The sequence below is a fragment of the Mycobacterium sp. 852002-53434_SCH5985345 genome (assembly GCF_001667155.1).
Taxonomy (GTDB): Bacteria; Actinomycetota; Actinomycetes; order Mycobacteriales; family Mycobacteriaceae; genus Mycobacterium.
On the sequence record NZ_LZIE01000035.1, the window covers coordinates 1 to 10499 of the forward strand.

A 10499-nucleotide genomic window follows, 5' to 3' on the forward strand; every position below is an offset into this window, starting at 1 on the left:
CGCCGCCGACTCCGCCGTCGCAGACGGATACCGCCGCTCGAAGTGCTCATCGAACTCCGCGATCACCGCGGGCGACGGCACCCTCGATTCGAACATACATTCGATTATGCCACCCGGCTACGACAACCGCATGGCCCCCAGCCCGTCCGCGGCCGTCGCGGAAATCGTGCTCCGCACCATGAAGCGTGGCTCCCCCGCCGGCCACGGCCGGCCGCGATGCATGACCGCGCGGTTATCCCACATCACCACGTCGCCCTCGCGCCACGAGTGCACGAATCGGGCCTCACGGGCAGTTGCTGCCTCGGTCAGCCCGGCGATCAGCTCCCGCGCCGCCGCCGGCGCCATACCCTCGATCGCGTACGCGTGCGAGGCCAAATACAGCGCCTTGCGGCCGTTGACCGGATTGCGCCACACCAGACGCCAGCATTGCGGCGGCAGCGCCGCGCGCTCGGCCGGGCCGGCCAGGTCGGGCGCGATCTTGCCGCGCGAATAGGCGTACTCGTGCCAGGCAAAGCAATCTTCGAGCCGCCGTTGTAACCCGGGATCGAGGCGTTCGAAGGCGAGCCGGGTGGAGACATACTCGGTCTCACCTCCATGCCCCGGAATGACGCGCGACGACAACACCGAAGCGAGCGCCGGGACGCGCTTGAACGAGCTGTCGGTATGCCAGAGCTGGTTGGCCTTGTTCTCTAGGGCAATCCGGTGGCCTTCGGGCACGACGTTGCCCGCCTCGTCGAGGGTCTTGAGGATGACGAGGTTGGTGCCATGCCCGTCCGAACCGACCTTGGTGACCTCGAGCGGACCGAAGCAGCGGGAGAAGGCGAGCTGCGCTTCGTCGGTGAAGTCCTGATCTCGGAACACCAGGACCGAATGCTCCTCGAACGCCGCGCGTACCGCTGCGTGCGCGACCTCCGATGCCGCGACGTCCTGAATGCTGACCCCACACACCTCTGCAGCGAAGCCCAGGCCCGACGGGACGATCTCCATCGGCGGCCTCCGAAGCGTTCGAGGTTTTCAATACGACTGTCCACCTAGAGCGCGCGCCCGGCAAGCCATCGGCACGACAGACCGAGCGAAACTACGGCCCCGCTCGCCGGCTGACGAACTCGCGGCGGTCCCCCGTCACCGGATCGTCGAACTCGATGCGCTGCGCCAGCAACCGCAGCGGCGTGCTGAAATCATCGGCCGGCACGTCAATGATGTTGGGGTACAACGGGTCTCCGTTGATCGGTACACCAAGGGCGGCCATGCTCACGCGCAGCTGGTGGGTGCGCCCGGTGCGCGGGGTGAGCCGGTACAGGCCGTCCGGGGAAAGGAGTTCCACCAGCGTTTCCGCGTTGGGCGCTCCGGGTTCGCAGACGGCCTGCAAAACCCCGCGCCGCTTGACGATCCGGCTGCGCACCACGCGCGGCAACACCAGGGCCGGGTCCACGGCGGCGCGCGCCAGATACGTCTTGCGCACCAACCCCCGCGAGAACAGCGTCTGGTATGTGCCGCGCACCTCGCGGCGCGCGGTGAACAGCAACACCCCGGCGGTCAGCCGGTCCAGCCGATGCGCCGGGCTCAGCTCAGGCAGGCCCAGCTCCCGGCGCAGCCGCACCAGCGCCGTCTGCGCCACGTGGCTGCCGCGCGGCATGGTGGCCAGAAAATGCGGCTTGTCGACGACCACGATGTCGGCGTCGCGATGAAGCACCGGAATGTCGAATGGCACCGGAACTTCATGAGGCAGCTCCCGGTAGAGAAACACGTGTGATCCGGCGGGCAGCACCGTGGCCTCGTCGACCACCGCACCGTCGGCGTCGACCACCTCCCCGGCCAGCACCTTCGACCGCGCCGGCGCGCCGAACCGCTCGGTCAGCTCGGCCAGGACCGGTCCGCCGTGCAGCCGCACCCGCGCCGGGCCGAGCCCGTCGCGCACCGGCAGCGGCGCCGTTCTCACCTGACGCTCAATTCAAAGGCACCGGCTCGAGGATCTCGGCGCGCGCCTCCGGGGCGCTCGCCCGCAGCTCGTCCGCCGACACGTCGTCGGGCTGGGCCTGCGACAAGATCTCGGCCTCCACCCGCGCGGAGTAGTTCGCCACCTCACGCTCGACGTCGGCGGCACTCCAGCCGAGCACGGGCGCGACCACGTCGGCGACCTCGCCGGCGCAGTCCACGCCGCGGTGCGAGTACTCGATGGAAATGCGCATCCGGCGGGCCAGGATGTCCTCGAGGTGCAGCGCCCCCTCGGCGATGACGGCGTACAGGGCCTCCACCTTCAGGTAGCCCGGCGCCTCCTTGATCGGGCTGAGCAGGTCGGCGTTTCCGGCCGCCAGACCCAGCACGTCGCCGATCAGCGAACCGTAGCGATCCAGCAGATGCCGCACCCGGTACGGATGCAAACCTTGCAGCGCCGCAACGTGTTCGGCCTGATTCACCAGGGCGAAGTAACCGTCGGCACCCAGCAGGCTGACCTTCTCGGTGATCGAGGGCGCCACGCGGGCCGGGACGAACTGGGCCGCCGCGTCGATCGCATCGGCGGCCATCACCCGATAGGTCGTGTACTTGCCGCCGGCGATGGCCACCAATCCCGGCGCGGGCACCGCCACCGCGTGCTCGCGCGACAGCTTGGAGGTCTCCTCGCTCTCCCCGGCCAGCAGCGGCCGCAGCCCCGCGTACACGCCGTCGATGTCGGCATGCGTCAGCGGAATGGCCAGCACGGTGTTGACCGTCTGCAGGATGTAGTCGATGTCGGCCTTGGTGGCCGCGGGGTGGGCCAGGTCCAGATTCCAGTCGGTATCGGTCGTGCCGATGATCCAGTGCGTGCCCCACGGGATGACGAACATCACCGACTTCTCGGTGCGCAGGATGATGGCGACGTCGCTGACGATACGGTCGCGCGGCACCACCACGTGCACGCCCTTGGACGCGCGCACCTGAAATCGCCCGCGCTGCTTCGACAACGCCTGAATCTCGTCGGTCCACACCCCGGTCGCATTGACCACGACGTGGCCGCGGACTTCGGTGACGGCGCCGTTCTCGGAGTCGCGGACCCGCACGCCGGTCACCCGGTCGCCCTCGCGCAGCATCGCGACCACCTGGGTGGAGGTCCGCACCACCGCGCCGTAGTGGGCGGCGGTGCGCGCGACGGTCATGGTGTGCCGGGCGTCGTCGACGACGGTGTCGTAGTAGCGGATTCCGCCGATCAAGGACGTCCGCTTTAAGCCAGGGCTCAACCGCAACGCGCCGGCCCGGGTCAGATGCCTTTGCGCCGGAACGGATTTCGCGCCGCCCATCCGGTCGTACAGGAAGATGCCCGCAGCGACGTAGGGCCGCTCCCACACGCGGTTGGTCAGCGGAAACAAGAACGGCATCGGCTTGACCAGATGCGGCGCCAGGGTGGTCAGCGACAGCTCCCGCTCGTAAAGTGCCTCGCGCACCAGCCCGAACTCCAGTTGTTCGAGATAACGCAACCCGCCGTGAAACATCTTCGACGACCGGCTCGAGGTGCCCGACGCGAAATCGCGCGCCTCGACCAGCGCCACCTTCAGCCCTCGGGTGGCGGCGTCCAGCGCGCAACCGGAGCCCACCACGCCGCCGCCGATGACGACGACGTCGAACTGCTCGGCGCCGAGTCGCTCCCACGCCAGCGCGCGCTGCTGAGGTCCCAACGTGGAAGCCGCCCAGGTCTGTGTGCTCTGGGGCGCCTGTATCGGGTTGCTCACGGCAGAGGACTCCTCACCGGGAAACTCCTGTCGGTTACTCGCCAGTAGGACGGTGTCGGACCAAGGCTAGTCGAGATCGTCGTGGGCCATCAGCCGACGAGCGGCCTCGGTGATCGAACCGGACAGCGACGGGTAAACGGCGAGCGTCTGCGCCAGCTCGTTGACCGTGATGCGGTTTTGGACGGCCACGGCGATCGGCAGGATCAGTTCCGATGCGATCGGGGCCACCACCACGCCACCGATCACCACGCCGGTGGACTTCCGGCAGAACATCTTCACGAAACCCTGTCGCAGCCCGGACATCTTGGCCCGCGCGTTGGTGCGCAGCGGCAGCATGATCGTGCGGGCCGACACCGAACCGTCGTCGATCATCGTTTGCGGCACCCCGACGGCCGCGATCTCCGGCCGGGTGAACACCGTCGCCGCCACCGTGCGCAACCGGATCGGGCTGACGCCCTCGCCCAGCGCGTGATACATCGCGATGCGGCCCTGCATGGCGGCCACCGACGCCAGCGGCAGCAGGCCGGTGCAGTCGCCGGCGGCGTAGATGCCGGCCACGGAGGTCCGCGACACCCGGTCCACGGTCAGGTAGCCGCCGCGGCCCAGCTCGATGCCGACGCGGTCCAGGCCGAGCCCGCCGGTGTTGGGGACCGAACCGATGGTCATCAGGGCGTGGCTGCCCTCGACGGTGCGCCCGTCGGCCAGGGTGACCAGCACGCCGTCTCCGGTGCGGGTCACCGACTGGGCACGGGCGTTCTTGACCAGCTCGACGCCGCGCTCGGAGAACGCCTCTTCCAGGACCAACGCGGCGTCGGCGTCCTCGTAGGGCAGCACCCGGTCCCGGCTGGCGACAACCGTCACGGGTACGCCCAGCTCGGTGTAGGCGTGCACGAACTCGGCACCGGTGACACCCGACCCGACCACGATGAGGTGTTCGGGCAGCGCCTCCAGGTTGTAGAGCTGCCGCCAGGTCAGGATCCGCTCACCGTCGGGCTGCGCGGACGGCAGGACCCGCGGGCTGGCGCCCGTCGCGATCAGCACGACGTCGGCCTCGTACTCGCTGGTGGTGCCGTCGGGGGCGGTCGCCTTGATGCGGTGGCAGGCCAGCCCCGGCGTGGGGTCGATCAGCTCGCCGTGCCCGGCGACCACGTGCACGCCCATGCCGAGCAGCTGTTCGGTGATGTCGGCCGACTGCTCGGTGGCGAGTTGCTTGACCCGGGCGTGAATCCGCGGCAGCGAGATCTTCGCGTCGTCGATGTCGATGTCGAAGCCGAGCCGCGGCGCCCTGCGCAACTCGGTGCGCAGCCAGGTCGACGCGATGAACGTCTTGGACGGCACGCAATCGTCCAGCACGGCCGCGCCGCCGATCCCGTCGGAGTCGATCACCGTGACGTGGGTGGTATCGGGGTGGGAGGTGGCGGCCACCAGCGCGGCTTCGTAACCGGCCGGGCCTCCACCGAGGATCACGATGCGGGTCGCCACAGCCCCAACCTAGCGGGGGGACCCGGGCCACCGCAGCGCGGCGACGATGCCGTCGGGACAAGACCGCGCGCGCGTGTGACGTCTAAGCTTTCCCCGTGCCGATCTACGCCGCCTACGGGTCGAACATGGATCCTGAGCAGATGCTCAAGCGCGCACCCCATTCGCCGATGGCCGGAACGGGCTGGTTGCACGGGTGGCGATTGACGTTCGGGGGCGAGGACATCGGCTGGGAAGGCGCGCTGGCCACGGTCGTCGAAGATCCGGATTCCAAGGTGTTCGTCGTCCTGTACGACATGACCCCGGCCGACGAGAACAACCTCGACCGGTGGGAGGGCTCCGAGTTCGGGGTGCACAAGAAGATCCGCTGCCGGGTGGAGCGCATCTCGTCGGACACCAGCACCGACCCCGTGCTGGCGTGGCTGTATGTGCTCGACGCCTGGGAGGGTGGGCTGCCGTCCGCGCGGTATCTCGGCGTGATGGCGGATGCGGCCGAAATCGCCGGAGCGCCGGCCGATTACGTGCACAACCTGCGAACTCGACCGGCCCACAACGTCGGTCCGGGAACGGGCTCCTAAGGCCCGTGTCGATTCTCTCCACACCGGTGGTCGCCGACGCACTGGCGCGTACGTTCGCCGCCACGGTCAGGCCGGCTCCCAAGGCCGCCGTGCGGTTTCCGGAATTTCGGAGCCAGACCTCTGAGGTCTCCATCCCCACCCGGCACGGCGCGGCGTCGGCAACCGTCTACCGCCCGCCGGCCGGCACGGCGAACCCGTCCGTCTACGTCAACGTGCACGGCGGCGGCTTCGTGGTCGGGCACCCCGAACAAGACGATCCGTGGTGCCGATACCTCGCCGCGAACGCGGGCGTGGTGGTTATCAATCCGGACTATGTGCTGGCGCCGCGTCACCGCTTTCCCGCGGCGCCGCATCAGGTCTACGACATCGTGTGCTGGGCGGCGGCCCCCGACCGCGACTGGGACGGCAGCCGGCTCTGCGTCGGCGGCCAGAGCGCCGGCGGCAACCTCAGCGCCGCCGCGGCACGGCTGGCCCTGGAAGACGGCGGGCCCCGCATCGCATTGCAGGTGCTGCATTACGCGCCGCTTGACCTCGTGACGCCCACCCGCGACAAGCCGTCCAGCGCCGGCGACCGGGCGGTCATGAAACCGTGGATGGGCGAAGTGTTCGACACCGCTTACGTGACCGACCCGGCACAGCGGCGCGACCGCCTCGCCTCTCCCGCCTGGGGTGACAACGCCGACGGAATCGCGGGCATCGCACCGGCACTGGTCGTGACGGCCGAACACGATCGCCTTCGCGACGAGGCCCGCAGATACGCCGAAAAGCTCGACGCCGCAGGAGCATTGGCGGAGTACCACGAGGTGGCCGGCGTCGACCACGGCTACAACATCATGAGTGCGGCGACCGACGTCACCCGGCGAACCTATGCGCACATCGCCGGGCACGTCGTGCGTGCCACGAGCTAGGGCAGCGAAAACGCGGCCGCCTGCTCGACGATGTTGACCATCACGCGCAGCCCGATCGCCAGGGCGCGCTCGTCGAGGTCGAACGTCGGCTGGTGCAAATCCAGCTGCGGCCCCTGGCCCGGCCACACGCCCAGGCGCGCCATCGCGCCGGGAATCTCCTCGAGGTACCAGGAGAAGTCCTCGCCCCCGCCGGACTGGCGGGTGTCGGCGAGCGCGTCCGGGCCGATGGCCTCGATCGCGTGGGTGAGGATGCGCGTCGAGACGTCCTCGTTGACCACCGGCGGCACGCCGCGCCGGTATTGCAGCGTGTGGTCGATGCCCAGCGGCGCCAGCAGTGCCGACACCGTGTCGCGGATGATCTCCTCGAGGCCCACCCAGGTCTGCCGGCTGGCGGTGCGGACCGTGCCGCCCAGCACCCCGCTCTGCGGGATGGCGTTGGCGGCCACCCCCGCGTTGACCGCGCCCCACACCAGCACGGTGCCGTTGCGCGGGTCGATGCGCCGCGACAACACCCCGGGCAGCCCGGTGATCAGCGTGCCGAGCCCGTAGACCAGGTCGGCGGTCAGGTGCGGACGCGACGTGTGCCCGCCCGGGGAATGCAGGATGATCTCGATCTGGTCGGCCGCCGAGGTGATGGGCCCGTGCCGGACCGCGATCTGGCCGACCTCGAGCCGGGGATCGCAGTGCAGGGCGAAGATCCGCGACACCCCGGTGATCGCCCCCGCGGCGATGGCGTCGATCGCGCCGCCGGGCATCAGCTCCTCGGCGGCCTGGAAGATCAGCCGCACCCCGACCGGCAGCTGCGGCACCGACGCCAGGGTCAGCGCGGTGCCGAGCAGGATGGCGGTGTGGGCGTCATGGCCGCAGGCATGCGCGACGTTGGGCATGGTGGAGGTGTAGGGCGCGCCGGTGCGCTCGGCCATGGGCAGCGCGTCCATGTCGGCCCGCAGCGCGATGCGCGGCTCGTGTTCGGGCCCCAGATCGCAGACCAGTCCCGTTCCGCCCGGTAGCACCTTTGGGTTGAGCCCCGCGTCGGCCAGCCGCTCGGCGACGAACTGGGTGGTGGCGTACTCCTGGCGGCCCAGCTCGGGGTAGCGGTGGATGTGCCGGCGCCATTCGACCAGGTCGTCGTGGTGTGCGGCCAGCCAGGAGGAAGCGGCGTCGGCGAGGCTCATGCGTGCGCCCGCCGTTCCTGCGCGGCCAGCACGCGGTCACGTTCGGCCGGCGTCTGGGCCAGCTGAACCACCGTGCGGGCCAGCATGATCGCGCCCTCGACGACGGCGCGGTCGGCGCTGGGGCCGGCGGCGGCCGTGGCGAACGCGCGCTGGTGCACCATGGCGCCACCGGCGTCGACCCCGACGATCGGATGGATGCCCGGCAGCACGTGCGTCACGTTGCCCATGTCGGTGCTGCCCATGGGCAGCGCCGCTTCGAACTCGCGGGCCACCGGCTCGCGCCCGAGCCGGCGCATCTCGTCGCGGAAGACGTCGGCCAGCCATTCGTCGGGCCTGAGTTCGTCGTAGGGGGGTGCCGGGTTGTCGATCTCGTAGTCGCAGCCGGTGGCCAGCGCACCCGCGGCGAAGCACGCGTACATCCTGCCCTCCAGCTGTCTCAACGAGTCCGATTCGACCGCCCGCATGGCATACAGCAGCGTCGCGTGCCCGGGGATGACGTTGACCGCCTGGCCGCCGTCGGTGACGATGCCGTGCACCAGTTGGCCGGGGGCCAGCTGTTGCCTCAACAGCCCGACGGCCACCTGCGCGACGGTCACGGCGTCGGCGGCGTTGACCCCCTGATGCGGCGCGACGGCAGCATGGGATTCCTTGCCGCGGTAGTGCACGGTCGCTTCCGACAGCGCCAGTGAACGGGCCGCCGCGATGTCGGCGGGCCCCGGGTGCAGCATCACCGCCGCCGCCACGTCGTCGAACACCCCGGCCTGCAACAGCAGCGCCTTGCCGCCACCCGCCTCCTCGGCGGGGGTGCCGATCAGAGCCACCCGCAGGCCCAGGTCGTCGGCCACCTCGGCCAGCGCCAGCGCGGTGCCCACCGCCGATGCGGCGATGATGTTGTGGCCGCAGGCGTGGCCGATCTCGGGAAGCGCGTCGTATTCGGCGCACACCCCGATGGTCAGCGGCCCGCTGCCGAAGTCGGCGCGGAAGGCGGTGTCCAGGCCGCCCGCGGACGCGGTGATCTCGAAACCGCGTTCGGCGACCAGCGCCTGGGCCTTGGCGCAGCTGCGATGCTCGGCGAACGCCAGCTCGGGCTCGGCGTGGATGGCGTGGGACAGCTCAACCAGGTCGGAGCCCCGTCGCCGCACGACATCCTCGACGTTGTCCAATGCGGTGGTGGGCATTCTCGCAGTATCCCACCGCGACCTTCACGGCCTCAGTTACACCAGCCCGGCGATGAATCCGGCGGCCTGTCCGGGGTAGGGCGGCACACCGTAATCGTGGTGGGCCTCCCGGTCCCGGCCGCCGACCACGCACACCGGATCACCGTCAACGCAGATGTCGATGGCGCGGCCGGCGAACTGGCCCGCGGTCGACAAGGGCGTGTTGAACCGGTTTCCGGGGTTGCCGAACACCGCCACCGCCCTGACCTTGTTGGCCAGCCCCGGGTCCAGCGCGGGAGCCGACCCGAAGTTGCCGATGCGCTCGCCCAGCGGCGGCACCCCCGCCAGCATCGAGACCGCGGCGGCGCCCTGCGAGAAGCCGCCGAGCACCAGCTTCGTCGCCGGGCACTGGTCGACCATCTGCGCGATGTGGTCGCGGGCGTCGTTGGCGCCGTCGGCGGTCTGCAGGAAGTTGTAGCTGGCCGGGTAGTTCACCGCGTACGCGTCGACGCTGCGCGAGCCGAGGGCGGGCTGCAGCGCGGCGAGCAGCGCGTCTCCGGCGACCCCGAGGCCGGGCGGCTCCGCGGTGCCGCGGGCGAAGATGAGCTGAACGTCGGGACATCCGTCGGCCCGCGCCGGCGCCGTCGGACCGGTCGTGATCGAAAGCACCGCCACCGCAACGGCGACGGCTAGGCCGACAACCGGCCACCTACGAAGATTCATGCGGCAGATTTTCACATATTCCGGCGCGCGCCACTCCGCCGCTAAGCTCCCCGACTGTGGCCGAACCCCCGCTCGACCCCGCCGACCTCGCGCGGCGGGCGGCGCAGGCCATCGGGGAGCGCACCGGCGTACCCGAGCACGACGTCGCCATCGTGCTCGGATCCGGCTGGCGCCCGGCGGTTTCCGCGCTCGGCTCCCCGACCGCCGTGCTGCCCCAGGCCGACGTGCCCGGGTTCGCGCCGCCCACCGCCGTCGGGCACACCGGCGAGCTGATCTCGACGCGAATCGGCGATCGCCGGGTGCTGGTGCTGGTCGGTCGCGTGCACGCGTACGAGGGCCACGACCTGTGCCACGTCGTACACCCGGTGCGCGCGGCCTGCGCGGCGGGGGCGCGCATCGTCGTGCTCACCAACGCGGCCGGCGGCGTGCGGCCCGACCTGGCGGTAGGCCAGCCGGTGCTGATCAGCGACCACCTCAACCTGACCGCCCGTTCGCCGTTGGTCGGCCCGCAGTTCGTGGACTTGACCGACGCCTACTCGCCGCGGCTGCGGGACCTCGCCCGCCAGGGCGACCCGGGACTGGCCGAGGGCGTCTACGCCGGCCTGCCCGGGCCGCACTACGAGACGCCCGCCGAGGTGCGCATGCTGCGGATGCTGGGCGCCGACCTGGTCGGCATGTCGACCGTGCACGAGACCATCGCGGCCCGGGCAGGCCGGCGTAGACGCCCTCGGCCAGTCCCGGGTCGCCCTGGCGGGCGAGGTCCCGCAGCCGCGGC

General features: G+C 70.7%; 9 protein-coding genes and 1 pseudogene. 3 read left to right on the forward strand and 7 right to left on the reverse strand.

Annotation, left to right across the window (positions count from 1 at the left end; genetic code table 11):
- Positions 1 to 117: 117 nt before the first annotated feature.
- The 4 genes from A5756_RS07610 to A5756_RS07625 form a co-directional block, all read right to left on the reverse strand.
- The gene (locus A5756_RS07610) at positions 118 to 987 is read right to left on the reverse strand and encodes a TauD/TfdA family dioxygenase (RefSeq protein WP_066949944.1); all 870 of its coding nucleotides are present in this window, start codon (positions 985 to 987) and stop codon (positions 118 to 120) included.
- 91 nt (positions 988 to 1078) lie between these two features.
- Positions 1079 to 1939, reverse strand: coding sequence for a pseudouridine synthase (locus A5756_RS07615; protein WP_066949947.1), 861 nt, complete (start codon positions 1937 to 1939; stop codon positions 1079 to 1081).
- 7 nt (positions 1940 to 1946) lie between these two features.
- Entirely contained in the window at positions 1947 to 3704 is a 1758-nt protein-coding gene (locus tag A5756_RS07620) for a glycerol-3-phosphate dehydrogenase/oxidase (protein ID WP_066949950.1), read from the reverse strand.
- 66 nt (positions 3705 to 3770) lie between these two features.
- Entirely contained in the window at positions 3771 to 5186 is a 1416-nt protein-coding gene (locus tag A5756_RS07625; RefSeq protein ID WP_066949953.1) for an NAD(P)H-quinone dehydrogenase, read from the reverse strand.
- 95 nt (positions 5187 to 5281) lie between these two features.
- Here A5756_RS07625 and A5756_RS07630 point away from each other — a divergent pair, with 95 nt between their 5' ends.
- Both A5756_RS07630 and A5756_RS07635 read left to right on the forward strand, forming a co-directional pair.
- A complete protein-coding gene (locus tag A5756_RS07630; RefSeq protein ID WP_066949956.1) occupies positions 5282 to 5761 on the forward strand; it encodes a gamma-glutamylcyclotransferase in 480 nt (159 codons plus the stop codon).
- A gap of 89 nt (positions 5762 to 5850) precedes the next feature.
- Positions 5851 to 6669, forward strand: a complete 819-nt coding sequence (locus A5756_RS07635; protein WP_066949967.1) for an alpha/beta hydrolase — start codon at positions 5851 to 5853, stop codon at positions 6667 to 6669.
- Here the strand turns inward: A5756_RS07635 and A5756_RS07640 are convergent.
- From A5756_RS07640 to A5756_RS07650, 3 genes are read right to left on the reverse strand one after another with little or no spacing between them, the layout of a single operon-like run.
- Positions 6666 to 7844 carry an amidohydrolase gene (locus tag A5756_RS07640; RefSeq protein ID WP_066949958.1) on the reverse strand — a complete coding sequence of 393 codons (1179 nt, stop codon included), beginning with the start codon at positions 7842 to 7844 and terminating at the stop codon, positions 6666 to 6668. The genes A5756_RS07635 and A5756_RS07640 overlap by 4 nt on opposite strands.
- Positions 7841 to 9022 (reverse strand): M20 family metallopeptidase, encoded by a 1182-nt coding sequence (locus tag A5756_RS07645; protein ID WP_066949961.1) that lies wholly within the window; start codon positions 9020 to 9022, stop codon positions 7841 to 7843. Before A5756_RS07645 ends, A5756_RS07640 begins: the two co-directional genes overlap by 4 nt.
- Positions 9023 to 9058: 36 nt before the next feature.
- The gene (locus A5756_RS07650) at positions 9059 to 9676 is read right to left on the reverse strand and encodes a cutinase family protein (RefSeq protein WP_231989175.1); all 618 of its coding nucleotides are present in this window, start codon (positions 9674 to 9676) and stop codon (positions 9059 to 9061) included.
- A gap of 104 nt (positions 9677 to 9780) precedes the next feature.
- On the opposite strand from A5756_RS07650, the pseudogene A5756_RS07655 reads away from it, so the two are divergent.
- Positions 9781 to 10499, forward strand: a pseudogene (locus A5756_RS07655) (purine-nucleoside phosphorylase); the annotation flags it as partial.